General features: G+C 35.4%; 16 protein-coding genes. 11 read left to right on the top strand and 5 right to left on the bottom strand.

Annotated features, from left to right (window positions below):
* Positions 1 to 75: 75 nt before the first annotated feature.
* Positions 76 to 1,467, top strand: coding sequence for a dihydrolipoyl dehydrogenase (gene lpdA, locus P0M11_RS11510; RefSeq protein ID WP_275625808.1), 1,392 nt, complete (start codon positions 76 to 78; stop codon positions 1,465 to 1,467).
* A gap of 103 nt (positions 1,468 to 1,570) precedes the next feature.
* Here the strand turns inward: lpdA and P0M11_RS11505 are convergent, their stop codons facing one another.
* Entirely contained in the window at positions 1,571 to 2,311 is a 741-nt protein-coding gene (locus P0M11_RS11505; RefSeq protein ID WP_275625807.1) for an ATP-binding cassette domain-containing protein, read from the bottom strand.
* A gap of 61 nt (positions 2,312 to 2,372) precedes the next feature.
* A complete protein-coding gene (locus P0M11_RS11500) occupies positions 2,373 to 2,903 on the bottom strand; it encodes a hypothetical protein (RefSeq protein WP_275625806.1) in 531 nt (176 codons plus the stop codon).
* A gap of 852 nt (positions 2,904 to 3,755) precedes the next feature.
* Between P0M11_RS11500 and P0M11_RS11495 the strand changes: the two genes are divergently transcribed.
* From P0M11_RS11495 to P0M11_RS11485, 3 genes are all read left to right on the top strand, one after another.
* Positions 3,756 to 4,340: a DUF1016 N-terminal domain-containing protein gene (locus P0M11_RS11495; protein ID WP_275625805.1), complete on the top strand. Its 585-nt coding sequence runs from the start codon at positions 3,756 to 3,758 to the stop codon at positions 4,338 to 4,340.
* 25 nt (positions 4,341 to 4,365) lie between these two features.
* Complete coding sequence (locus P0M11_RS11490) at positions 4,366 to 4,887, top strand: PDDEXK nuclease domain-containing protein (protein ID WP_275625804.1); 522 nt, start codon at positions 4,366 to 4,368, stop codon at positions 4,885 to 4,887.
* Between the two features lie 411 nt (positions 4,888 to 5,298).
* Positions 5,299 to 5,577: a hypothetical protein gene (locus P0M11_RS11485; protein WP_275625803.1), complete on the top strand. Its 279-nt coding sequence runs from the start codon at positions 5,299 to 5,301 to the stop codon at positions 5,575 to 5,577.
* Between the two features lie 454 nt (positions 5,578 to 6,031).
* On the opposite strand, the gene P0M11_RS11480 is transcribed toward P0M11_RS11485, so the two are convergent.
* Complete coding sequence (locus P0M11_RS11480; protein WP_275625802.1) at positions 6,032 to 6,490, bottom strand: hypothetical protein; 459 nt, start codon at positions 6,488 to 6,490, stop codon at positions 6,032 to 6,034.
* Positions 6,491 to 6,938: 448 nt separating this feature from the next.
* On the opposite strand from P0M11_RS11480, the gene P0M11_RS11475 reads away from it, so the two are divergent.
* Complete coding sequence (locus P0M11_RS11475) at positions 6,939 to 7,415, top strand: transposase family protein (protein ID WP_345774366.1); 477 nt, start codon at positions 6,939 to 6,941, stop codon at positions 7,413 to 7,415.
* 420 nt (positions 7,416 to 7,835) lie between these two features.
* On the opposite strand, the gene P0M11_RS11470 is transcribed toward P0M11_RS11475, so the two are convergent.
* Together P0M11_RS11470 and P0M11_RS11465 are read right to left on the bottom strand one after the other, a co-directional pair.
* Positions 7,836 to 10,154, bottom strand: coding sequence for an outer membrane beta-barrel family protein (locus P0M11_RS11470; RefSeq protein ID WP_275625801.1), 2,319 nt, complete (start codon positions 10,152 to 10,154; stop codon positions 7,836 to 7,838).
* Between the two features lie 293 nt (positions 10,155 to 10,447).
* On the bottom strand, positions 10,448 to 10,573 hold the full coding sequence (locus P0M11_RS11465; RefSeq protein WP_275625904.1) for a hypothetical protein: 126 nt from the start codon (positions 10,571 to 10,573) through the stop codon (positions 10,448 to 10,450).
* A gap of 347 nt (positions 10,574 to 10,920) precedes the next feature.
* Here P0M11_RS11465 and P0M11_RS11460 point away from each other — a divergent pair, with 347 nt between their 5' ends.
* The 6 genes from P0M11_RS11460 to P0M11_RS11435 all read left to right on the top strand — a co-directional run bounded on the left by P0M11_RS11460 (position 10,921) and on the right by P0M11_RS11435 (position 26,580).
* Positions 10,921 to 13,818 carry a hypothetical protein gene (locus P0M11_RS11460; RefSeq protein WP_275625800.1) on the top strand — a complete coding sequence of 966 codons (2,898 nt, stop codon included), beginning with the start codon at positions 10,921 to 10,923 and terminating at the stop codon, positions 13,816 to 13,818.
* Between the two features lie 161 nt (positions 13,819 to 13,979).
* Entirely contained in the window at positions 13,980 to 20,507 is a 6,528-nt protein-coding gene (locus tag P0M11_RS11455) for a dsDNA nuclease domain-containing protein (RefSeq protein WP_275625799.1), read from the top strand.
* Between the two features lie 289 nt (positions 20,508 to 20,796).
* Entirely contained in the window at positions 20,797 to 23,706 is a 2,910-nt protein-coding gene (locus tag P0M11_RS11450; protein WP_275625798.1) for a DUF3696 domain-containing protein, read from the top strand.
* Positions 23,707 to 24,083: 377 nt separating this feature from the next.
* Positions 24,084 to 24,206 (top strand): transposase, encoded by a 123-nt coding sequence (locus P0M11_RS11445; protein ID WP_275625797.1) that lies wholly within the window; start codon positions 24,084 to 24,086, stop codon positions 24,204 to 24,206.
* Between the two features lie 711 nt (positions 24,207 to 24,917).
* The gene (locus tag P0M11_RS11440; RefSeq protein ID WP_275625796.1) at positions 24,918 to 25,418 is read left to right on the top strand and encodes a M15 family metallopeptidase; all 501 of its coding nucleotides are present in this window, start codon (positions 24,918 to 24,920) and stop codon (positions 25,416 to 25,418) included.
* A 121-nt stretch (positions 25,419 to 25,539) separates the two neighbouring features.
* Complete coding sequence (locus P0M11_RS11435) at positions 25,540 to 26,580, top strand: patatin-like phospholipase family protein (protein WP_275625795.1); 1,041 nt, start codon at positions 25,540 to 25,542, stop codon at positions 26,578 to 26,580.
* Positions 26,581 to 26,857: the final 277 nt, after the last annotated feature.

Here is a 26,857-nt window from a genome sequence, read left to right as displayed (position 1 = left end):
GACGATCTTAAATTGAAACGGCTATTAAGCTCTGTTGAGAAATTTTCCTTAAATTCGCATTAAATTTATTAATTCATGAACTACGATATTATTGTGATCGGTAGTGGTCCCGGTGGTTATGTAACTGCCATCCGCGCTTCTCAACTTGGTTTTAAAACAGCGATTATAGAAAAAGAAAACCTGGGAGGTATCTGCCTTAACTGGGGATGTATCCCAACCAAAGCATTGCTGAAATCAGCCCACGTTTTTAATTATCTAAAACATGCTGAGGAGTATGGCCTGAATGCCGTTGAAAATCCGGGTTTCGACTTTTCAAAGGTAATCCAGCGCAGCCGTGGTGTGGCTACCAAGATGAGTGGTGGAATTTCCTTCCTGATGAAGAAAAATAAGATCGATGTGATCATGGGAACCGCGAAGGTTCAGAAGGGTAAGAAAGTAAGCGTTACAGATAAAGACGGTAAAGCTGCTGAATATTCAGCAGAGCATATCATCATTGCCACCGGCGCAAGGTCGCGTGAACTTCCTAACCTTCCGCAGGACGGTAAGAAAGTGATCGGTTACCGTGAGGCTTTGAGTTTGCCGGAGCAACCTAAATCCATGATTGTAGTAGGTTCAGGTGCCATTGGGGTGGAATTCGCAGATTTCTATAATTCCATGGGTACAAAAGTTACTATCGTAGAATATATGCCGAACATTGTTCCGGTAGAAGATGAAGATGTTTCCAAGCATCTGGAGAAATCACTTAAGAAAGCCGGTATTGAAATCATGACCAATGCTTCTGTTGAAAGTGTGGATACTTCCGGAGCCGGTGTTAAAGCAAATGTGAAAACTGCTAAAGGAAACATTACCCTGGAAGCCGATATTGTTTTGTCTGCTGTAGGTATTGCTGCCAATGTTGAAGGTCAGGGCTTTGAAGAAGTAGGCATTCAGACTGATAAAGGTCGGGTTTTAGTAAACGAATGGTATGAAACGTCAGTGGCCGGTTACTATGCTATTGGTGATATCCTTCCTACGCAGGCTCTTGCGCATGTAGCTTCTGCCGAAGGTATTACCTGTGTGGAGAAGATTAAAGGTCTTCATGTAGAAAAGATCGATTACGGCAATATTCCCGGTTGTACTTACTGCAGTCCGGAAGTTGCTTCTGTGGGTCTTACCGAAAAGCAGGCTAAGGAACAGGGTTACGAACTTAAAGTGGGTAAATTTCCGTTGTCTGCAAGCGGTAAAGCAACTGCAAACGGCAATACCGACGGTTTTGTAAAGGTGATTTTTGATGCCAAATACGGCGAATGGCTGGGTTGTCATATGGTAGGCGAAGGTGTGACCGATATGATTGCAGAAGCAGTTGTAGCACGTAAACTGGAAACCACAGGACATGAGATCATTAAATCAATACACCCGCACCCAACAGTTTCCGAAGCCATTATGGAAGCGGCAGCTGCTGCTTATGGTGAGGTGATCCACATTTAATAATATTCACAGCGACATCTTACAGAATGAGGTGTCTGCAGTGTGAAAAAGAAAGGAGCGGGAAAATTTTCCCGCTCCTTTTTGTCTTTGATATAAACGAAAACTATTCAGTTTCGATGCTTTCGGTTTCGGGAGCCGTATAGATATTAGTGGAGGTATAACTCGCAAAGGCTTCTTCGAGGCTTTCAAATTTACCCTTAAATTCATCTACAGGTGAGTCCTGGATGATATTTCCGTTATGAATGAGAATTACACGGGTACAGAGGGCCTCCACCTCCTGCATAATATGTGTGGACAGGATCACCGTTTTTTCACGGCCTATCTCGCGGATTACATTGCGGATCTCAATGATCTGGTTGGGATCCAGCCCATTGGTGGGTTCGTCCAGAATAAGAAGGTCCGGAGAATGCAGGATGGCCTGAGCCAGACCCACACGTTGCTTATACCCCTTGGAAAGTTGTGAGATTTTCTTGGATTTTTCCGGTGTAAGGCCTACCAGTTCTATCACTTCATCAATCCGTTCCTTAGGAATTTTATGCAGGTTTGCAACAAAGGACAGATATTCGCGGATATACATTTCCGGATAGAGCGGATTATTTTCAGGCAGGAAACCAATTCTGCGTTTACTTTCAGTTTCGTTATCAGCAATGTTCAGTCCGTTGAAGTTGATTTCACCTTCCTCAATGGCCAATACTCCTGTAATAGATTTCATCAGAGTTGATTTACCGGCACCATTGGGTCCCAGGAGACCGATGATCTCGTTTTTTCCTATGCTTAAGCTGATGTTGTTTAATGCGGTTTGGTTGCCAAACTTTTTGGTTAGACTGCTGATCTCTAAAGACATTGTGGCTGTTTTTGAACGTAAATAAAAACCCATTCAGAATGAACAGGTTTTTCTATTTGGATTATTTTTTCTTCTTGGTGGCCGTAGTTGTGGTACCGGAATCAGTCTCGGCCAAAGGTTTTATGGTTTCATTTCCTCTTGAAGCAATATTCGCTTTATCTTTTCCAAAAACCCTGTCAACCTGAGCTTTCGTAAGAAACTGGCTTTTGCCGATATATTTTTTGCTTTTGTTGATGTAGTGAATAAACTGAACCGTAGTCTGCCCGTAGTTGTGAGCGTATTTAAGACCAATTATATCGTTCGGAAGTTCCAGCTGGACCTCACCCATTGGCATGTCTATAAAACCGTCGGACACCAGTTTGTAAAGCTGCTCAAAATCTTTGTTCAGGTCATGAAAATAAAATGACCGGAAGGTATTAAGATTACTTGTGTTGATGTCCTGGTAATTGAAGGTATACTTATTCTGTTTTTTATACAGCGCAACAGCATTTTCTTTCCCTATCTGGATCAGGTTGTCGTTCTTAAGCACTTTGATCTGTGCAAAAGCAGTGAATGAAAATAATGTGGTTAGAAGTAAAACTGTTTTTCTCATTATCTTTTTTTAAGAGGTTAAGAACTTCATTTCAGCCTCTGTGTTTTTGTATCTGAAGCAAATGTACCAATTTTTTTAAAAACAATTATGCTGACTGCCAGTGCACTCCATAAAAAAAGTCTGCAGTTACTACTTGCAGACTTTAGTGACCAATACTAGCGTATCTTCAAACACTTTTATAGATGATTTGGTTAGATTGAGCCAAATTGAACATGAATTACAAAACTCATTTAAATCAAAATTTTTTTTTTAGTTTATATTTATTACAATTTGGCTTTAAAAATTAATAACAATTTTCATTGGAATAGTGAGTCATTAATTGACTGTGCCTGTCTGGAATAGGTCTTGGCTACTTCACAATCGTTGTAAACAAATTAGCGAAGATTGACTTAGAATATGTTTTAGTATTACAAAATCCAAGCTTTGCTATAAACAGTAAAAGCTGTTTACAGCTAGGCTTAGCGTTGTAAAACATAAAAAGCTAATAACTATGCTACATCATAAGCTAATATTAGTAAAGCATGTAAAGCTAATAATGATGCGACCTGAAATGCTAGTAATGATGTATCATAATGTTGTAAGCTCCCCCGAAAACAGTACGGTTTAAAAGTATAAAATTAATTGCTTTATCGAAAAATCTCTACTTTTAAGTGTTACGGTTTTGTGGGAGAAGGTCATTATATTGTATTGAATGAAGAGTACAAAACCTCTTTTGAATTTGAGAAGAGTAATTACATAAGGAAATAATACCGCGCTCTTATATGCATTATGCGATTAACAGTCATAATCAACCATACTAAATAAAATACCTTCGTGGTTTTATTATTTTTACAATCAATTAAGAGGTGAGAAATGAATTTTAAAAAATTAACTTTTCGCATACAGCGGACTAACGAGTTTTTACAGCAAAATGCCGTAAAAGCTGTAAACATAAATATTACACTCAGAAATTGGCTTACTGGATTTTACATTGTAGAGTTTGAGCAAAACGGAAGTGACCGTGCTGAATATGGAATTAAACTACTTGAGAACTTAGAAAAAAATATCAGCATCAAAGGACTGTCAGCTCCAGAACTGTCTCGCTGCCGACAGTTTTACCACACCTATCCACAGATTCTTGGGTTGGTAACCCAAGAATTCAAAAAACTGGTTCCTTCCGATTTCTTTGAAGATTTCACTCTTTCAAATATCCAAAAACCAATCCTTGGGTCGACAACCCAAAAATTACAAAAAGATAATAAAAATGACGATCTAACTCACTTTTCTAGTATTTTTCAATCTGTTTCTTATACCCACTTTACTGAACTCATCAAAATAGATGATGTCATGAAAAGGCATTTTTACGAGTTGCGTAATTTTAAAAACACAGCCCAGTGTAAAAGAACTCAAACGACAGATCAACACACTCATTTACGAAAGGGTTGGATTATCCGATAATCACAAGGGAGCATTTGAGGAGGTAATGAAAAAGGTAAAACCGCAGCAAACAACGGATTTAATAAAATCTCATTATTTTTTCGAATTTCTCAACATCAAGCAACCTCATCTAATTGAAGAGAGCGAGTTAGAACAAGCTCTAATTGAGCATTTGCAACAATTTATTATTGAACTTGGAAACGGATTTTGCTTTGAAGCACGACAAAAACGATTGTTAATGGGTGATGAATATTACTTTGTTGATTTGGTTTTTTATCATCGTATTTTGAAGTGCCATATCTTAGTGGAGCTAAAAACTGAAATTGCTAAACATGAACATATCGGACAATTAAAGTCCTATCTTAACTATTACAAGAAAAATATTCAGGAGAGCAATGACAATCCTCCAGTTGGGATATTGCTGGTCACCAGCCAAAATAAAACCTTGGTAGAATACGCTATTGCTGACAGTGACCTTGATATTTTTGTGAGTAAATACCAACTACAGCTACCCGATAAAGCAAAATTGGAAGCATTCATTAATAACGAATTAAAGAACACAAAATAAACGACAAACCCTCCAAATTCGGAGGGTTTGTCGTTTAAGCTTTAGAAGCTTCCAAAGACGCTTTTCTAAGACACTATCGCGCAAAGTGTCCTCCTTAAATTTAGTAGCATCATCCATCGGTAGTATCCCACTAACTGTGTATGAAATATCTTCTATTTTATTGTTTGGCGTAAATCTCTTCGCACAAGCTAGTATGTGTCCCATGTTATATTCTAGAGGAATTTCAGAGCTGTAGATAGAAATGATATTTTATGTCTTGCCAAAAATTCCACAACTGAACATACTGTCTTTTTAACTTTCGCGTCGTGGTGTAAGCCTTGCAGGCTTCACCTTCCTGATGCAATATATCTGGAAAAAACTCATAATGCTAAACTCTATCTAATTCTACCTGGCAGTGAAGGTGGCAAGCGATTGGCGGCGACAATCAGTTATTTAAAGCAGAATTATCCTGAGGTCGATATGCTGGTCTTGAAGTCTGCAACTTATGGAGAATCTTTAAAAACTAGAAATAGAAAATTTGTCGAAGATATTACTCCTAGCAATCTTGAGATGATAGATGACTTTTCCAAGTTCATACTTGTCAGCAAAAAAGGAGATATAAAATATATTTTAAATTGGAAAGACTACAATGATGATTGGAAAAATAGTAAGGCAATGTTAGAAAGAACAATAATTCCACTATTGAAATAATCCAAATTAAACTTTTTTTACTCCGTTCCGGATCCGAAACCATCGGACTAGAGCGGATTTTTTTTAACACTTTATTTTTTGCCAGTCATTACAATTGCAGTGAGTAACTAGTGCTGGCATCCACTCGCGCGAACTTAAAAAGTACCTTTGAGATGAGTTTATTATTTACTTATTCCCGAGCTTTAGTCTTCCGCTTCAGTATCAGCTAGCGAAATATGAGAAGTATGAGGTATTGGTTAAGAAATGGTACTCCTAAATAATTATCAGAAAATTATGATGTAAAATAAGGAGCAAAGCTGCTAGTAAACTGCTATTTAATATAAAGTATTTCAAATTTGGTAATTTGAAAAAAGGTAATTACCTTGAATAACACTTTTCTATTAGATAATGTACGTAATGTAAGGCACTCCACTGGAGTGCCTTTTTATTTTTCAGTGAGCATGGGGACACAATTTCAACAATCCTGCATAAGAGCGCAAAGGGATATTTTCCTTAATGCAGCTTCTGTCAGTTCGATATCAGGAACAAAAAGAAGGTCCTCAACTGTGTAGATCCGACCTTCTTTACCGTAAAATTTTCCCGACTTAAACCAAAACAATTCTTCACCTTCTCTATTAAAATGCACGATATCATAGGCTGCCATTATATCTGCATCGAATCCGGAAAACAAAACCTCTTGTTCGAGTCTCTGATAGGTGTGAAGATCGATAATGTAGTTTTTGTAATTTGAGTAGTCGCGCCGTACCGGGTATTCAAAAATTTCATCTCTGAGAACGGGAACAAGCATGCAGATGTCAAGATTGCTCGCAAGCAAGGTCGCGTATCCAACGCATATCTTGGCGAGTTCAGTTGGAGGTTTGGTCTTATGCTGGAGAACAAATGCTGTGGTAGATATTAACTTATTGGTGTTCATACATTAAGTTTTACTATGAACTTGTTTAATAAATAATTAGTAAAAAAAGAGGATATATTTACATAAACGACTGATATTCAGTGTATAAGAGGAAAATAGCTACAAATTCTCTATGCAAAAGAATACCAGTCGAAGGAGTAAAAATATTGATTTATCCGAAGTAATAAAAGAGATTTCCGCCAATCTGTCCTTGGGATTAAAAAAAAAACAATGCAAAAGTTAAGGTGGAGCAAGTTGTGGAAGCGATACTGTACCGATTGAAAACCGGTTGTCAATGGAGAGAGCTCCCCGTAAAACAGTTTTTTGACGTGCATTACAGCTGGAACAGCGTCTACCAACATTTTGCAAGATGGAGCAAGGAAGATATTTGGGATAATGTTAAGGTAACTATTTTTGAAAAACATAGAAGGCACCTTGATTTGAGCAGCATCCAGTTAGACGGCTCCCAATCTCTGGCCAAGCGTGGCGGAGAAGGAGTTGGCTACCAATTTCGCAGAAAACCAGTAATATGCTCTTCTTCTGCGACAACAACGGAATTCCGTTGAGTTGCTCGGACGTAATCCCAGGTAATCACCACGATGTTTACGACGTGGAGAATCAGTTGGACAATATAAAGAAGTCCAATATCAGAACGGATCATCTTTTCCTCAATGCCAATGCCGGTTTTGATACAGAGAATTTGAGAAATTATTGTCAAAGGAACGAACTTTTTGCCAACATTGATTTCAACAGAAGGAACGGAAATATCTCGGACAGGGAAGAAATCCTGGATAAACAACTATATAAAAGAAGGTTTGTGATAGAGCGGATGAACGCGTGGATAGATGGATTTAAAGCACTATTAATCCGATACGAAACCAAAGAGAAACATTGGAAGTGTTTACATCTTATAGCCTTTTGTTGTATTTTGATTAGGAAACTTTAAACAAGTTCGATCTGAGTTATATCAGATATTATCTCCTCATGAGACCTTCTGTTTTTTCTATACTTAATAAAATTATCAAAATTTTCTTGAATTTGTTTCTTAATTCTTGGTTTATGATTCATTATCTTTTGTTTACGCATTGTTTCGATTACAGTTTAGCTCCTCGGCTTTCCGAAGTGCGAAGCATTTTTTTAAACCGACAGTTAGGCGAATGTTTTTGTTCCTCTTTATGTATAAAATAGGTCAGTTTAAACGCGAAAATTGTGTTTTTATTCGTTTGTAAAAAACTCGCTTTGCGCAGTGAAAAAACGAAAACTTTCTACTTGTAAAAAATTTAATTAATCGCTAAAATCTTCGGTCAACACTTCATACCCGCTTTTAGAATACCGTGTTATCTGCATTCGCTTTGATGTCGTTCAATCAAATCCTGTCCACAGTTTCGTTAATTCGTTTCTCCTTGTATTCCGAATTTGAAACTTTTCCAAAACTGTATTTTAGTCCGATTGATAAAACAGGCGTATTTCCATAAAAACTGCCTTTCGTTATAATTTTTTCATAACTTAATTTTTGGACATATTTATTTTGGTTAAAAACATCATTGTAACGCAAAGTAAAATCAAAATTGGAAACAGATTTAGTTAAGCCTAAATTTATTAATACCATTTCGTTGTACTCGTAAACCCCTTGCGTTCTCTTGGTAATCCAGGTGCCATCTAAAAGAAAATTAAAACCTTTTCCAATTTTAATTGTATTATTTGTATAGAGATAAAGATAGGGCGTGGATTGATTTACAACGGCAAGACCATCTTCTGTTTTGGAATAATTGAAGGATAAACTGTTTTGGGAAGTTAAAATTTTATACTGAAATGGAACGTCCAATCCTAAACTGGCCCCACTTTCTCTGTCAAAATTTTTCGTAGTAAATTTTGAAATACTTTCGGTTTCATCATAAAAAAGTCCAAAACCAATTGGATTTTTAATCTGATATACAGATGCATTTATTGCCCATTTCTTAAGATTTAAACTTGCTGAAACTTCGATGGTGTAAGAGGGTAAAAGATTTGGATTTCCCTGGTACTCTACATAAGGACTGCTGTAAAATGCACCGGAAGCCAAATCGCTGTAACTTGGTCTTGAAATACTCCGTTTAAAGTGTACGGTGTACACATAATTCTCATTTTGCTTGAAAGACAGTTCAGCACTTGGGAACCAGTCCACATAATGCCTGTTAATATTCGTCTCATCCAAAATTTTGTTGAACCCATTGGCAGAAGTTGTTTCTAAACGAATACCTCCCTTAAAACTCAGTTTTTCTTTTTCACCTGAAAACTCTGCGTACGAAGCCCAATTTTCTTCATTAAAAAAGTATTTAAAAAATTCAGAGGGATTTATGTTTCTGTAATCTGTAAAATTATCGGTAATAGCTTCTGCTTTTGTAAAACTTCCTCCAATTCCCAATTGATAATTTTCCTTTATTTTTTTCTCAGCGTCAATTCTTCCTGAAAAAGCATTCACGGAATATTTTTGTTTTCTGAACTGGCTGAAGATATATCCTTCATTATCAATATTATTATAAAAGTCCAGATCCACATTATTGCTTTCCCGGGTATATTGCAAACCTGTGAAAATAGTAGCGTTTATAGATTTAAGTGGCTTGTTATAATTAAAAATGGAATTGATCGTAGCTCTTTGTCTGTCTTGATGATTGAGTGTTAAAATTTGGGATTTTAGTCCGTTTTCTTCATAGTTCGTTACTGTGTTAGTACCACCTTTATCAGGGCGCAAATTTCCATTAATAGTAAAGGTTAAGTGATCTCCGTCTTTCAGCTCCTGGTATAAACTGGCTCCCAAAATAACCTGCGGACGGTTGGTAATTGAGGTAATAATGTAGTCTGAACTGATATTTTTGCTGGGAACAGAATAGTCAAAACCATTGCTTTCCCAATGTTGAATTTGATTATAGGCTGCATTTATTTTCCACTCGGTTTTGTTTTTCTTCTGTTGAAAATTAGCTGAAAAATTATTACTGAATCGTTTGTTAAATACAGCGGTTTCATTCAGTGTCAATCTATAGCCTTTTTTTTTGCTGTTCTTCAGCACCACTTTAATGACCGCCTTTCCTTCTGCTTCGTATTTTGCTGATGGATTTCTAATAATTTCAACAGATTTTATATCATCAACAGACAAAGCGGATAATACAGTAAAATCAACTTTTTGATTATCAATATACAATAGCGGAACTCCTTTTCCTACCATTGATAAGCCTTCTCCATTTGCATCTACCGAAACAAAAGGCAATTTTGCCAATAAATCTGTTGATGTTGCGACCTTATTTAAAGAGGAATTTGCAAGATCTATATCAATATTACCATTGTGAACCTTAAAAGGATTTCTTGTACGCGAAATTTGAACTTCTTCAATCTCAGAAACTTTTTCATTCAATTTTATATTTAAAGTAATATCTGATGAAAGTTGAAAAAGGGATTCATTGTGCGTAATCTCATTTGATACAATATGTAAATAATATTGAGCGGGTTTCAGTCCTGAAAATTCAAAATTACCATCTTGGGCAATTGTTGTTTTTACAAGTTCGTTATTTGCCGTAAACAGATATATTTCTGCTGATGGAATCTGATTTTGATTACGGTCAGTAATGTCGCCGTTTATTTTAAAACTTTCTTGTTGTGCAAAAATATTTAGACTCAGAAATAAGGAGAAAAGTTTGATTAATTTAGACATTGTTTTAGATGAACGTTTTTATTGGAAAATCATTTTTTGGCTTTCATGAAAGACAATTGAGAAAGGAATATCAGACTTCCGACACTGGTTTTTTTATGCGCTTGCAGAAACGGTTGCGGGCTTGTATAGCAGTGGATAAATGCAAACCTGGTACAGCCAGATAAATTATTATTCGTGAACGAAGACTTCCGGCAAGACAAATTTCCGCTGTTATACAAGCCTGCTGTTGAACTGAGTCTCCGGGAGCTTTTTCCCTTCGCTGTTTTATTATTTTTGGTTAACAATAATATCTTTTAAATGGCTACAAAAAGCCTTATCCTAAAAACGACAACTCCAAAGACTGCCAAAAACTTCCCGAAGGTTACGTTCAATGGAATAGCCTTGATTAGGCTTGTCTTTCCTGAATTGTTATGGCCAATGATAACATTGATTCCATCATTAAATAAAATCTCATTTCAAGGGAATTCCTGAATCCCTCAATTGATATTTTTGATATATATATGATTTAATAGCTTTTCGATAAATCTACTTTAAATAATTAAATGAAACTTCATCTCGCAGAACATTTTTCCATACTTATTTTATCAGTTAATCATATTGTAAAGGAAATTTAGCTTTATACAATTTTTTCTTAAATGGTAAAAACTAGCCTGAGATTTAAGTCTTGATACCAAGAAGGGAAACAGGGAACGCATCTACTTTCAAAGTATCTGTTTTTAATCCGAAATATTTTTGCAATATGTACTTTTGCTTTTACAAGTAATCCATGATGAATAAACCTATTTTTTCCGAGTTTTTTCTAAGTAAATTTTTATATGATTTTAAATTATCTGCTGTTCCCAACATACGACGAATCAAACATCTAGTTGAATCTCTAATTAAAGAAGAGAAGTCAGGAAAGTTTAAAAGCTTAAAAGAAGAAGAGGTGAAATCCAGATATCTCACCACTTTTTTTGGTGATATCTTAAACTTTAACTATGGAAATGCCCATACCTGGATGTTCCGTGAAGAGAAAAAATCAATCACTGATGCCACTAAGCCCGATGCAGTTCTAGGATATTTTTATGATGATAAAAAAAAGGATCAGGTCAGAGTTGTAATAGAATTAAAGGATGCCAATACAAATCTTGACGATAAGCAAAAACGTGAAAAGAACATTTCCGCAGTAGAGCAGGGATTTAGCTACGCACATAAGACTGGGGGGGACTGTAAATGGGTTGTTGTTACCAATATTAATGAGATCAGGTTCTACAGATCACATGATAGTTCGAAATATCAGGTTTACCTGTTAAAAGATTTAAACAATGAAAATAAGCTAAAGGAACTTTTATTTCTATTTCATAACGATAGATTTATGAAATATGATCTTACTGAGAGATCCAATACAGATACGCTGTTCGAACTTTCTAAGGATCAATCAAAAACTGAAAGTGAGAACCTTCATATTATTGATAAAATTTACTATTCACTTAAAAGGTTTGAAGAGTTTGGTTTTGTGAGTCCGGATTATCTTGCTTCTATAAAGCCTTTTAATATTTTGGATGAATATGTATGGCATTATCATGATTATAAGCTTTTTACGATTAATCCGGAGATCTATAATTTATTGAGAGGAATTTCAGTTCATAAAAAAGAAATTGTTTTATCCCACGATTTACAGGAAGAATTAGGGATGGAGAGTGTCGATGAAGCTATGGAAAAAATGAGATGGTCGTTCAAATTTCTCAACAAATGTATGATTACTGAAATTCACGCAGTTCGTGACTATGAATTAGAATTAGCACCGAAAAAAGGTGTACTCAAGTTTCCAAAGACTCATATTTTCAACTGTGAGCCTGATAATATTGCAATGGCGGATATTGATTTAAGCTCTGAGGATACTTTCTGTGACTGCATGATCTGTAATTACAGAAATTTTGATTTTGACAAACTTATCAGAAAACTAAAGCAGGTTGATGGAAACTTGGATTATCTTAATATGAAATATGCCTTTGGAAATTTTTTGATATCATCAAATAATTACAGAACATCCTATTTTACTTTAAATGAAATAAGGAATTTGACAAAAGTAAGTCCTGAAAAAGGAGTGAATTATTTTCTGGCTGCGCTGAATACGACTTTTTTATATCACATGATTCAAATGTCATCATTAGAAGATACGGAGGAAATCCGAAGTAATATTAGGGCAATCGATATTGATAAGTTACTATATAATGAATTGGAATTTTATATCGAGAGAGATGTACTGGACTATTTAAAGAAAGTGAAGGACGACGATCTTATTGATAAAAGTCTGGATACTGTAGATCAGCTTCTCGGGCAAGTTATTGCATTAAAGAAACTGATCGATGGCGGAGGCTCGCAAACAGGTCCAGAATATGCGTACAATCTGCTTTTAAATTATGAGAAATGCTTCAGGCATCACTACGGCAATTCCATTTTTTATGTAAAATTTGATAAATACAAGAAGATCACCGCGCTTACTCTGCAGGCATTAATGATCAGCTATAATACTGCGGGCTATGGACTTCAATATTTCAATGATTTTATCCTGACAGAAAGTATATTACATATCCATTCTGCTAAACTACAGGAAATACTTTCTAAACAGGATATGATAGAAGTTGATCAGAAAAGCATAGATAAGCTGCTATTAAAACTGAACAATCATTTGAGCAGTTATATAAAAAATGGTTTCTTTAATAATTTTGCTAAAAATGAAATTGTAGCGATTCAACTCGAAAACTGGAATTTTGGGCAACAATACAGTACTATTTTTACAAATATTTTCACCGTTCTTTCAAGATTAGATCTGAAGAAAGAACAATTTGCACCACTGATCAAAACTTTAATAGGTTTCTTGGATATAGAGGACAATCTGGCTCATTACAATATAAAGGAGCTCGAAAATTTTATGACCAAGCGTGGAGATTTATTTGAGGAAAAAGATTTGGAGTCTATTTTAAATATTGCGATCAGAAGGGATAAAATACATAATCAGAAGTATGAAGGTTTAATAAGAAATATCCCGAAAGCTTTTTTAAAGCATAAGCCTCAATACAAATATTCCAATATAAATTTGATTAACAGGCTGCTTTTAAATTGTCAGAGAGAGGATGGAACTTTTAAGAATTTCAGAAAAGCTATTAATCTGGCTCAGATCGCAAATGATCCTTGTAAGAAAACTTTACTCAGTGCATTCACAGATTTTTTAAACATGCAATTTGATGACGAATTCTATAAATTATTGCTTCATGCCAGAGTTATAAAATTTGATGAAGCAGATTATTTTGAGAAATATCTTAAGTATGTCAATAACAGAATAGGCTACAGAGATTTTCAGTTAGAGTCCGTAGAATCCATCAATTTATCTTTTATGAATTTTATTCTTCTCATATCCAAACTTAAAATTGGCTTTGAGTTAGCATTTTTTGACAAATTAACAGGCTTAAATACTTTTGAAATGTGGCTTTTGAATCCTAAAAAATTTGATTATGATCTCTTTGATTCTAATTGGCTAATAGCGGTTGCTGAATATCCGAATTTTTTACAGAGCTTGGCTAATATTCCTGATCTTATTATTGCTGTCGATCTTAGATTACAAAGCGAGTTTAATCCGTCTTTAGCAGAAATTAAGTATCTATATCTCATTGTCAGAAATTAAAATACTATGAAAAAAGTTCAAGTGATTCTAATCAATTAAATCGGTAATGTTTTTTGAGAACGCTGTATTTTATTTTTATTTTCTTTCGAAAATCTGTTTACTATTTCTTAATTATCTCTATGTTAGGAGATAATTAAACTAACTCGTTAAAACTTAAACATATGGAAGGATCGGCTTCACAGGCAGGATTTTATTACCAAAATAATGTCGCAGCACTTCAAATTATTGATTGTCTTTTTTATCAGTCTGACATAAGAGAAGTGATGCTCGAGAATTATAAAAAAGGGCATCACATTGATGATATTATCGTTTTCAAAAATGGTCACACAGATTATTTTCAGGTCAAGTGGTCGGAAGATGAAGAAAAATCTTATACTCTAAGCAGCATGTTAAAATCTGAGACTAATGCTGAGACAGGAAAAGAAACCAAAAAATCATTATTTAAGCAACTGGCAGAGGGATATGTGACAGCGAAACAACATAGTGGAACTTTTTCAATCGGTTTATATACAACAAAAAAAATAGGGCGGCAAAAGAGGCCGAGTGAAGGATTGAACCATAGCCTGTCAGAAGTGATAGGCATTTTCTTTGAACCCTTGAAGTCTTTTGAAAAAAGGTATGACGAAATGGTTAATTTTTATGAATACCAACCTACAATCGAAAAAATACGGGCTGAATGTGCACTGGATGAGAATTCATTCGACGAATTTATCAAATCTCTGGAATTTAGGTTTGAACAAGCTTCAATAGAGGAAGTGCAGCATGCATTGAAGTTTAAAATGGAAACTTTGGGTATTGAAACGATATTGATGGAAAAACTGTTAAATGCTGTAGTCAAATGGAGTATTTCAGGTCACTCCATTACCAAACAATTAGTTCTGAGGGAACTGGGAATTTTGGAAAGGTTCGAAGATAAACTTTCGCATTATTTTAAAGTGATTGCAGATGAGCATTATGTAGCGAACGAGACTTTTTTCGGTCAACTGGAAAAGGCCTTATCGGAACTGCCAGGCGGCTATATTTTTATTGAGGGACTTCCTGGAATTGGTAAATCAACATCGCTGACAAAATTCAAGATGCGTCACAAGGATGTTACCTTGGCTTATTATTGCTTTATCCCAGATTTAAAAAATAATTTTGGTGAACTTCGTCATCAGTCTGAATATTTTCTGAAATCACTCTGTATTGCGATAGAAAAAAATTTCCCCCATGTTGAATTGCCTAATCTTTATTCGGAACGCTATCAGGAAAAACTTTACCAGTATATTGATAAACTTAGTACCCTGGGGGAGAAAATATTATTTATTATTGATGGTCTGGATCACGTACATAGGGATACTGCGGTAGGGGAGGATTCATTGCTGAATTCAATTAAAGGAGATCTTCCTGAAAATATCTTTTTTATTCTGAGCTCACAGTACAGGGCAGTGCTTTCACCCTCTGTTTTGGCACAGATCGATGCTGAGCCACAAAGATATATCAAGGTAATTCCATTTAACCAAAGCGAAATAAAAGAGTATCTCCATAACAAGGAAGTCGACTCAGCTGAAATTTTAAATTCGGTCGAACAGATCTCCGGGGGTATACCGCTATACCTTCACTATATTTCTGAGCATTTAGTAAAAAGCCGTAAAGAATACTTTGAGGAGATTTTATCTGATTTCCCCAAGTTAGCGGACGGTACAATTGATCTGTATCATGAGTATCTGTTTCAGGGAATAAAAAATGACAGTTTGGCGAAATGGGTTTTAGCTGTTCTGGCTTATCGTAAGGAAAACACCGAACTTGCAGAAATCAAAAACATCCTGAGTCTTGCAGGTGAGGAAAGGAATCTGACGGATATAGAAAATGTGATCAATCGATTCTCACATTTGCTGAAGCAAGTGGATGGTAGATCCTATGCTATATTTCACAATAGTTTCAGGGAATTTATTATTTATAAAACACCAAACTTAAAAGAAACTTTTAATACAGCACTAATCCAGTATTATCAGCAAAATCCTTTCACAGATGACGCTTATCGGAACTATTTTAAGCATCTTTTTGAATTAGGGAAATTTGGCGAAATTATTTCAATGACCACATTGGAATGGGCAAAGGAAGCCTGGCAGAATTATCGGTCTATTGAGGAAATTAATACCAATATTGATCTGGCTCTTAGGGCTAGTATTGAGATATCGTCACTACCTGAATTTATCAGGCTTGCTTTTTTAAAGGATCAGTTTGGTCAAATTGGAGAAAAAATGGACAATTCAGAAATAGATTTGCCCATCTTGCTTCTGCGCGCTGGTGAATTGGCCAATAGTCTGAGATATATATGGGATGGTGATTTTGTTCTCACCAGTAAAGAAGGATTATGTTTTTATCTAAAAGAATATTTTGCGACAACGGGCAATCTTCTACCTGCGAATGTGATCAACCTAGGATTCTCAAAACCGCTGACTAATAATAGCTATGAGCACTTTGTTGAGGTTTGCAAGGCAGAAGCATTATTCTCAGAAGATATATTGCCTTTATTTTCAAAAATAGATCAGATGCGTTGGTCCGCTGCTAACGAAGACCTCACCGACCACATGGTTGAGGAATATACAACTGATGAGAATGAAGAGTATAATAACTCTCTCAAGTTGCAGGTCATCGAATATCTCGGTGACTGTAAACAATATCGGAAGTTGTTGATGCTCGAAAGTGAGCTTGGAGACGAGCTACTGAAGCAAAAAGTTCGTATTACACTGATAAAATTGTTGTTACTCAGCAGAGAAAATGCTACAGCAATCAGTAAATTAAAAGAAATAAATTTTCGTCTGGTACAGGATGAGGATTTCATAGAACTGGTAGGATTTTGTACTGATTATCTTACTGATGAGGAAATTAAAAGCTACTTCCCATCGAGAGTAATCCCAAAACCTGTTCTGCCAAATGATATTATTGACAAAGATTCTTTTAACCCGGCCTTAAGTGAGAAAGTAAGCGGCCTTTTTAAAATCCTGAAAGTTCTGTGGATTTTTCAGCAGGACACTATCTATACGCTAAATCGTGAATTAAACTATGTTTCGGATTCTGCAGAGCAAATCTATGAATCAATTTTTCTATTGTCCCGGTTATGGTATGAGGAGAGAAACGGTCAGCTTGAAGAAGATGAGATTCAGAATAACTTTGAAGAATGCGTTGAAAATCTCTATGGGGATGAAATAAATATGTCCGAAACGAGGTCAAGGGGTCTTTTCGATATGGATTCAGAAAGTCCTGCAATTGCCAGAAACATAAAAGTGCTGTTTTCTGATGTTTTTGGGGTGGCATTTAGCATTTTATCAGTTGAACAGATAAAATTGCTGGTGAATTACTGGATGGAGAATGATGATATTAATAATGCCTTCACACATTATACGGTTGGGTTGACCATTGCAGAAAAGCTCCATAAAAGCAGATATAGCAGTGAAATAGAAATGATCTTTGCACTGATCCAGCACGCTGAGAACCGGGCTTTGTCAGAAAACGAGGCCACCACATTGACAGGCTACCTTTGCGAAATAGCCGGTGTATATGGAATCTGCGGATTTAAGGAAGATTTTAAACGTTTATACAATCAAATGTTGAATGTCTCCTTCGGGCTTGGATATAGGAAAGACTATCAGTCGTCCAATATAATTGAGCCGTTGGAGATGATGCATCAGATAGATCCCGACAATTCATTAAAAAGGCTTTCGGAAGTATTCCATATTCAGGATAAATTAAGATATGCAGGAAATGGCAGAATGCATCATATCGTGCTCAGCAATCTCATCAGATTTGTTGGCAAAAGGTTTCCTGATCTGGCTTTTAAGTTGATGGAATTTGAAGAAGAAAGTATTGATAGAGAAGAAACATTGGATATCATATTGAAACCGATGATTCCGAATTGTACAGGTGATGATATCAGATTTTATCTGGCTATAGCGAAAACGATGTCCAGATGGAGTAATGGTTCCAGTAGTGAGGGGCATTTTACAAACGTTAGCCTGTTGCTGCTTGAACGTGCAATTTTCTATAATGACCGAGAAATGATTCAGCAGATCGTAGACCTGATGAAATTCAATGCCCTGACAGAACTTGACAAGCCTGAAATTATTAAGGAAATCATAAAAATATTTGATGATAATAGTATTCCGACAGAGGAGTATGGCTTGGATCTGCCTGCTGAAGAGGCTGATCTCAATGTGGTGTCAAGATATGAAGATACTATTCCCAAGAAGAGACAGAAATTTTTCTATGCTGATATAAAATTGCCTCCTGAAGAAGTGCATCAGCTCTTTAAAGAGGATTATCCAAAATTTAAAGCATATGTCGAAAGTACTCTTGAACACTTCCGAAAAAAACAGTGTAACCAGGTTTTAAGGAGGTTATATAATTCATACAAGAAGACTTTTGCAATGTTATTAGAGGGGATTAATTATCCCGAAAATTTAGATAAAGATAAAGTTGTAGAACTAACGAGGGAGTATGTGTTGTTTAAAGAGAAAATTTTAAATCTGGCGATTTCTGGACCCAACAATATAAGGGAAATTAAAAGCATTTTTAATGAATTGGTGATCAATATTGCTGACATTTTACAAAGTGCTGAGTTTCAAGACCATCTTGAAAATAAATTAAATGTAAATAAGTTGCTGGACAACCTGCTTTCTGAAATCCATCTCCAAAAGAACCACGATCTGCAGTACATTTTACCGGATTCCGAAGTTATCATCTTGGTGGACGAATGTCCACTGGATCATCTTGATGATTTTGTTGAATTTATAGATACATATACCAGTGGAAAAACTAGGACGCTAAGCTTACTAAAAATTTGCAGCCGTTTTTTACTTCTGGACCTTGAGAAAGCGAAAGCGATTCTGTCAATGCTGTCGCGCTACGAATATGACAGTGTTTTATTTCCAAGAGATACCGACCCCGGCAAGCCTGCGTTCGATATCCTAGCATCAATCCTGAGGGTAGACGTTGATTTTGGAAAAAGATTTCTACTTCATAGCTACTATATTCAGAAAAGTAAGTATAATCGTGAATTGACAGTTGCGATAGACAAACTGTTGAAGTACAAAGAATATTTTGAAGGTGATTCAGTTAAAGCATATTACGAAGCAAATTTACTTTATAACAGGGAATTAAGTGAAGGTATAACACCAAAAGAAGACAGGTATGAGTTCATTCTTTCACATGTCGAGACGCTAAGTTTGAAGGAAATAACAGTTCAGTATCTAATATGGCTTTTTAATTATCCCGTTGTTAAAATCAGGGAATTGGCACTGCGTTCTTCCTTTGATATGTTTTGGGATGATGCTGAGGCTCTTGACATGTTTGTAAAATGCTGTATCGTAGACGGTAACGACAATGAAGTAGAACATGGTATTGTGGTGCTGCAGGCAATTGCACTGAAGAATGCACGAATTCTTACGAAACATAGGGGTGAATTATTTGCAGTGCTTGATAAGGAGCATTTTAATATTGTCCAAACGGGGAAAGAATTATTAAATCTGATAAATACTCATTTACCTGGATTCCTTTCTAAAGAAGAAACGGCAGAAGTAAATAGCCCTTTAGTTCATTTTCAGTCGGAAAACATAGAAAGTGTTTTTTATAAAAAGAATAGTACGAGATCTTTTGTATTATCCCGGTTTCAACTTGAACTACTAATAAGGATTGATGATCACCTTAAAAGTGCTGAATCAATGTTTGGTTTGGTCTATGATGATATTAAAAGTAAAGGGAGAAGCAAAAATCCCAGATTTGAGGATGCGGCTGTACAAAGGCAATATAATATCAACACAAACTTTGAGAAGATTGAAATTCAGTCCCATTATTATGATGAGATAAAAAGTAGTATCAATCGTTTGGTTTATACCAAGATCAGTACAAATTCTTTTGATCAGGAATTTATCAGCGCGATCCGAAATGATTTTAGATTGTATGATCCGAGCACTTTATTATATCAGGTACAACCGAAAGCCGATAATGTTAACTGGTTCACTCCGGGGATTACTGAAGAGGATTTTACAATGTTTAATGATTTTGAGTCTGTAATTAAAAACTTTGTCCACAGATCATTGGAATTTGTTCCATTGGTTGAAATAGGCAGTCAACGCCAGAATAAATACAAGGAGCTTAGCGGAACTTGCTATTTTGATGCGAAGGCTTTTTTAAAATCCCGTGATTTTACTATTTCTGATCTGAATCCTTTACCATTTCAGTATCAGAATAATATGTATGCATATGATATACCATTGGTAAAGGCAGGCTTACCGCCATATCCGGTCGAAGAGATCAAACCGATTGTTCAGGTTACAATAAATAATTTCCGTGGTGTATTTGATGCAACTTATGCAAATCTTACTTCTGATGCTTTCTCAGTTATGGGATTGCAGCAAAGGAATTTACTGCAGATTATTTTGGGTGACGAAGAAAGTACCTTAAAAGCAAACGAATGGATCGGCTCATATGCAAGTGGTCCTGGATGGAGGAGATTTAAACCAAGTTCCCATGGATTAACTTTAGAAATCAAGAAAAAGAATCTTTTGGAGTATCTTGACCATAATAATTTGGTTCTATGTTATAAAATTGAAATGAGAAGATCTACAGATACTGACAGAACAGAAAATATAATGAATTGGCATAAGTTGAGTAGGGTTATAGAGATAGATTTATCAATCAAAAATTGAATGTTGTGAACCAAAAAAATAAAACATTATTTTGGTTATAATTTTTTTCCTGTAGAAATACAGTTTAGCACGTTCAATCATGTTGGTAACACAACAATTGTTTTAATGTGCTGCATGGAGTATGGTATTTTAATCAAATAATTTTCAGAATATAATTTGATTTTTTAAATTTTTTAATGAGTGCAATGAAAAAAAACATACAAAAGATACACAACAAATGTATTCTTGATTGATGAAACTCATAATCAACACAAAAAAGGTATAAACTTTAAAAAAATAATTTATAATAATGCCAAACTTAGAGGGGTTAGGGTTACAGAATTTTAGGACTTTCCAAAAAAAAGAAAATCTTGAATTTGCACCCATAACATTAATCACGGGTACAAATAATGCAGGAAAAAGTTCTGTTTTCAAAGCAATACAATTCTTGGTTGATAATTTTAAAGATGGAATTGTTTCAGAAACCTTAGATTTCAAGGCAATGAAACATGAACTTGGAAATCTTGAACGTATCTATAACCGAGTTACAATGGAGGATTTTAAAAATTCAGAAATTCCAAGCAATCAAAGTATGTATTCTAGACTTTCGGATTTTCATCAAAACAATAACGACTATCCAAGTGAGCTGCCGATTTTTAGAGAGAATGAAGATTTAGTATTTGCTTTTCCTATAAAGCTTGGAAATAGTAGAGAAATTTCTGCTATTTTAGAGATTAGGTATGAATTGAAACGATTTATACCTAAGAATGGAACTAAAGAAGCCTTAATAATTTCTCATGAAATTAAGAATATTGCCATTGTGAAGGATGGAGAATACCTACATTGGTCGAATGTTATCGGGTTCAGCGAATATCACGATGAACCTGGTGAATGGGAGATGTCAACAAGCATGGATTTAAAAAAAATCATTCAACTTATTATAGAAACAACTTTTGTTGAAATAAAGAAAGGAATTGAACCTAATAAACAAACAGAAGACTATTTTACTCTTGACTTATTTAGTAGGATTGAAAAGTATAAGGGTATCTTTTTTGACTTTCATTTTTTCAAAAACCAAAAAGATGGCTACGAAGATTTTACAGAAAAGCTTATCAAAGGAAAAAGTTTATTCTCTGATTATTCCGAATTAACAGAAAATGAAAAGTTAAAACTATTAGCAATAGAACAAAAAATTACGACCGAACTTCTTCAAGGACGAAATAATAGCCAATACAAAATTTTAGAATGTTTCAAGACAGACAATATTACTGGTATTATAGGTGGAATGGAAAGAGATATTGTAAGTGCTGAACTAAAAGAAAATAAACCTGACCAAAAACGGGAAACCAATGAAGAACAGAATGTGCGAAGTTTTTTAAAAACTCCATTTCAAACTACTCCTAATAGTAAGCTTTTTATAAACCTATTAAAGTCGATAGATAAAGATTTTTCAGATACTGTTCAGAAAAAAATTGATAGTTTAAGTAAAATTTATTTTTTACCAACTACAAGAGGTAGAAATAGAGAATGGTTTATTGATGAGCAAAATAGTGAAGATATTCAAATTGTAAGAGATTTTTCTGCTATATATTTAAAAAATCATCCACAAATCGAAAATTTTGTAAACTTTTGGATTGGAAATGGAGAGATTAATGAAGTGGATGAAAATGGAATGAAGAAGCAAAAGGGCTTCAAAATAGGAAAAGAACTTTTTGTATTTAGAGATGAAGCAATAGGATTAACCAAGATTTTTTTAGTCAATTTTGACGGAACAAAAACTCCTTTAGTTGATTTAGGGTATGGAATATCTCAGTTACTCCCAATTATTATGAAGATAGCTGTTATCGCTCATAAACATCAATTGACTTATGAATATGATGTTGATAATCGAGATGGTTCTCATAGACAAACAATTTATTTTAATCCTTCAACATTATTAATTGAAGAACCTGAAGCCAATTTACATCCTTCTTTACAAGCGAAAACGGCTGAATTATTTATAGATGCTGCTTCTAGGTTCAATATTCAGTTCTTAATAGAAACTCATAGCGAGTACCTAATTTATAAATTTCAAGAATATATAGGTCAAAAAATAGTTTCTCCAAACGATATTAATATGTATTACTTCAATCATCCTAATGATGTTAGGCAAGGGTTGAAAGATAAGTATATTAGCTATATAAAAATAGGTAAAGATGGAAGTATTGATTATGACAAATATTTTGGAAAAGGTTTTTTTGACGAACAGAGTAACTTGAAATTAAGTTTGTTGAATATTCAACGAAATCGTTTTATTGAAAATTATGAAACAATAAAAGAAGAACTGAAAAAGTCTAGTAAAACGATTGAAAATTATGATGCTAAAATGGAGGAAATCAATCAAAAATTAGCAACTGCGACTTCGGGGAGAAGCAAATTAGAAAAACAACTTAATAAAATTAAAAAAGAGAAAGAGGATAAAGAATTAGAATTTCAAGAACTTCTAAAAAGTCAAGAAGAGAAAATTGATGAATATACAGCTAAAACCGACTATTCAAAATATTTAACTGAAATTGAGACAATTATAGATAAAAATAAAATTGACAAATCAAAAACACTTCAATATCTATCGACAGGTAAATGTCTGCTTAAGACTTTAGACAACAATGCCGATTTTGCACCTGTTATTATACAATATGGTCGAGCAGTTGAATTTGAGATGATAAAATGGATGAATGATTTTAAAAACTCCGTTAGTACTACAGATAAATTATTGTGGATTGAAGATGCTAATTATAAAGATAAATTGAATGATATTTTCGCTAATATAGGTATAACGAAACTTAGTTCTGATACGATTGGTTTTGAATTAGGAACAGATAAGGAAAAGAAAATTAATTTTTTACTTTTAAAGACTTTTACCAAGAATAGTTTTACGAGTTATAAATTTGGGGAATTAACTCAAATCTTTGAATTATTTCATTATATCTCTCCAACAATAAATTCTATTAGCAATTATAATACTGTTCCTTTAATATTAGCATTTTCAAATTATCTGAGAAGTTTTTGGAGAGATTATAATACAGCAGAAAGATTATTTAATACCTATCGAAACATATTAGATTTGAGAAATTGCGCTGGACACACTTATAGTAATAGTATTTGTACAAATGATATTATTGACAAGAGTACAGCAGAGAATTACGTTGCTAAAGTTGAAGCACTTTTTCGTTGTTTATAGTTAAATACTATAGCACAACTAATTGAATCTATGGTTTCTTATTTATTTTTTAAAAGCACTATTTGTAAATCAAATAGATACATTAATTATATGAAGTCCGCTTACTTATATGTTCATGAAAGTACGGACGAACAAAAAAGAAAAGGTTACTCTTTGCCGGAGCAGGAAGATAGATTATTGAAGTATTGTAAATATAACGATATCGAAGGCAAAGGAATATCGGGAAGATTTCTCTGCAAAAAATTTCAATCGACCTGAGTGGAAAAAATTATTCTCCGGTTTTTAAAAAAAATCATCAGGAGAGTGTTGTAAGCTCCCCTGCAAACGGTACGGTTTAAAAGTATAAAAATTATTAACTTAAAATCGTAATTAAGACAATGAAAAAGAGCACATTCAGTCCTGCTAAGATTGCAGGTGTTTTAAAAGAGTTTGCCGGAGGCCGCAGTGCCGAGGAACTGGCAATGGAAAATGGCATTAGCACAGCCACTCTATACAAGTGATGGCGTATCTACGCCAAGATGGCCATGGAACTTTATGTTGATAACCCGATGTCTTGAGTTTGTAATCCGTAACCGTCCCTCTTCATTCCCTAATATACTAATATGGCACTGCTGTCTGATGATTTTATCACCGCGGCCCCACGCGTATGTCGGGTGGCTGTTTGAATCAGTAGGGAATGCCGGGCGCATCAATTCCTGTTCACTTCTTGGGATCCCTGTTTTCCGAGCCACCTCGTGCCATTTGCCTACTTCGTATTAGTCACTTCCTCTATAATGAGGTGAATTTCCTCCTGGGTTAAGCAAAAATAGACTCCAACACTTATCGCCAGATCAAAATCAAGGTCATTATTGTGGGGGTCTATACTAGGGGCTAACCCGTCCTTTTCAGCAGAGGGCTAAGGTCATAAGCAGGCGATAAAATCAAGCCCTCTCCGGTTACGAGAAAGCTCCGGTTTCTTAAATAGCCACCAGTATTCACCCTGTGCTTTCTTTCTCTGCTGTACTTCTTCATTTGATAACATTTCTTCATTTGGTCGGGTTCCAAACAGTTGTTGGACGTCCTCCTCATTGTTTTAATAGTGAGAAGCCTTTCATAACATTGTTGGTTTTGTGACTATAAATTATCCGGATCCCAAAATGTTGCTTTTGAACACGACACATTCAGTCGCAACTGGCTGTTAGCTTTGCCTCCTAACTATTAATATTCAAATTGTGGATAAAGTAACGGAACAGAGAATTGAAAAGCTTCATCCTTTGGTAAGAGATGAAGTAAGACAAATTATCACTGAGTGTGATGAAGCATTGACCGGAAAGGCAGAAATCAGGATTACACAGGGATTAAGAACGCTTTCAGAACAGGCAGACTTGTATTCTTTAGGAAGGACTAAACCAGGGAGAAAAGTAACCAATGCAAAACCGGGACAAAGCATTCACAACTACGGATTCGCTGTAGACATCTGCCTAATAATCGATGGCAGGGTCGCCAGTTGGGATACCGTCAAAGATTGGGATAATGACCGCGTCGCAGATTGGTACGAATGTGTTAAGATTTTTGCAAAATATGGCTGGGATTGGGGCGGCAACTGGAAAAAGTTTAAAGACCTTCCTCATTTTGAAAAGCGGATCATACCCTTTAAAAAATCACCAATACAAGCCCAATGGAGGATTCTGGCAAAACTGGAGAAAGACAGTAACGGATATGTAAGAGCCTAAATACGTATTGGATCTGAAGATTGTAAAGAGCTGCGTGTAATCTCCGGCAACACCTTTAAATTGATGCGCCGACTTCTGTCGCAATCCCCACCTACATTTGCTTCACACCAATAAAAAAACCATGAAGAAAATCAGCATACTTTCATTAGACGGCGGCGGAATCCGTGGAATTATTTCGTGCATCATTCTGCGGTACATTGAGGAACAGCTCCAAAAACACGACGGCGCCGGTGCAAAACTGGGCGACTATTTTGATTTGGTAGCGGGCAGCAGTACCGGAGCTTTAATTGCCTCGATTATCCTCTATCCCGATGATAATGGAAAAGCAAAGTATTCTATCCAAAAAGGACTGGAACTCTATTCGGAAAGGGGTGGCAGTATTTTTCAGGTTTTGTTTTGGGAGAAGTTGATAAATCCTTTTGGTCTGTTCAATGAGAGGATATCGGTTGAACATCTGGAACGTAATCTTGATGAATTTTTTGGGAAACTGGAATTGAAGGAGTTCATCAAACCATGCCTCATTACCAGCTATGATATTGAAAACCGAAGAGCGAAACTGTTTAATACGGTAGAAGCACAAAAACAGTCCGGTGATAATTTCCTGGTGAAAGACGTATGCAGGGCTACGTCTGCAGCGCCTACCTATTTCACACCTGCCAGAATAAAATCCATGTATGGCCAGTATTTTAGCCTTATTGATGGGGGAGTGTTTGCCAATAATCCTGCACTCTGCGCTTATGCAGAAGCTCGCAAAATGCCTTTCACAGAAATACTCAAGAGTCAACAGAAGCCCAATTATCCCACGGCAAATGACATGATGATACTTTCTGTAGGAACAGGTGCAGAGTCAAAATCTTATTCCTATAACAAATTAGCCAGGGCTGGAAAGCTGGCTTGGATCAATCCCATTATAGACATTTTACTGTCCGCAAATGCGGAGACGGTAGATTACCAATTAAGCCAGATGTTCGGAACATTAGGGCTGCGGAATCAGAAAAATTACTACCGGCTTAATCCCTCCTTGAAAAATGCATCTTCCGCAATGGATAATGTAAAGAAGAGCAACATAGAAGCATTGATACAGGCGGGACTCTCCTTTATAAACGAAAACAGGAGCCTCCTTAACCAGATTGTCCATAAGCTGATCAGGAACCGTGCTTAGCACTGCCGTAACACATTAATATAAGCCTAAGAGTCAATAATGATTGATTATTCCCTTTTCTGCTTATATCCTTGGATTCATGTTTACGAGTTAAAAAAATAAAGGTCATTATTCTGCGACGACCTTTGACGCTTTCGCGCTATAGCTTTGCTCACAAGAAAATTAAGAGAAAATGAAACAGGATTTCAAAAATTAAGGTGGACATCCAAGCCGGAAACCACCCTAAAAAATAAGGCTAAAACCGAAGAACCACCCAATAAAAGGAAGTCTTCAAGAT

It is taken from the genome of Kaistella sp. PBT33-4, from assembly GCF_029194425.1.
Lineage (GTDB): Bacteria > Bacteroidota > Bacteroidia > Flavobacteriales > Weeksellaceae > Marnyiella.
Note: the sequence above shows the minus strand (reverse complement) of the source record. Positions and strands in the feature narration are given on the sequence as shown.

What these genes read in the sequence shown, in the direction of transcription:
- P0M11_RS11495 (WP_275625805.1), top strand. Translation starts at nt 3,756, where the DNA reads ATGAATTTTAAAAAATTAACTTTTCGCATACAGCGGACTAACGAGTTT.
- P0M11_RS11470 (WP_275625801.1), bottom strand. Translation starts at nt 10,154, where the DNA reads ATGTCTAAATTAATCAAACTTTTCTCCTTATTTCTGAGTCTAAATATT.
- P0M11_RS11435 (WP_275625795.1), top strand. Translation starts at nt 25,540, where the DNA reads ATGAAGAAAATCAGCATACTTTCATTAGACGGCGGCGGAATCCGTGGA.
- lpdA (WP_275625808.1), top strand. Translation starts at nt 76, where the DNA reads ATGAACTACGATATTATTGTGATCGGTAGTGGTCCCGGTGGTTATGTA.
- P0M11_RS11460 (WP_275625800.1), top strand. Translation starts at nt 10,921, where the DNA reads ATGATGAATAAACCTATTTTTTCCGAGTTTTTTCTAAGTAAATTTTTA.
- P0M11_RS11500 (WP_275625806.1), bottom strand. Translation starts at nt 2,903, where the DNA reads ATGAGAAAAACAGTTTTACTTCTAACCACATTATTTTCATTCACTGCT.
- P0M11_RS11445 (WP_275625797.1), top strand. Translation starts at nt 24,084, where the DNA reads ATGAAAAAGAGCACATTCAGTCCTGCTAAGATTGCAGGTGTTTTAAAA.
- P0M11_RS11455 (WP_275625799.1), top strand. Translation starts at nt 13,980, where the DNA reads ATGGAAGGATCGGCTTCACAGGCAGGATTTTATTACCAAAATAATGTC.
- P0M11_RS11480 (WP_275625802.1), bottom strand. Translation starts at nt 6,490, where the DNA reads ATGAACACCAATAAGTTAATATCTACCACAGCATTTGTTCTCCAGCAT.
- P0M11_RS11490 (WP_275625804.1), top strand. Translation starts at nt 4,366, where the DNA reads ATGAAAAAGGTAAAACCGCAGCAAACAACGGATTTAATAAAATCTCAT.
- P0M11_RS11505 (WP_275625807.1), bottom strand. Translation starts at nt 2,311, where the DNA reads ATGTCTTTAGAGATCAGCAGTCTAACCAAAAAGTTTGGCAACCAAACC.
- P0M11_RS11450 (WP_275625798.1), top strand. Translation starts at nt 20,797, where the DNA reads ATGCCAAACTTAGAGGGGTTAGGGTTACAGAATTTTAGGACTTTCCAA.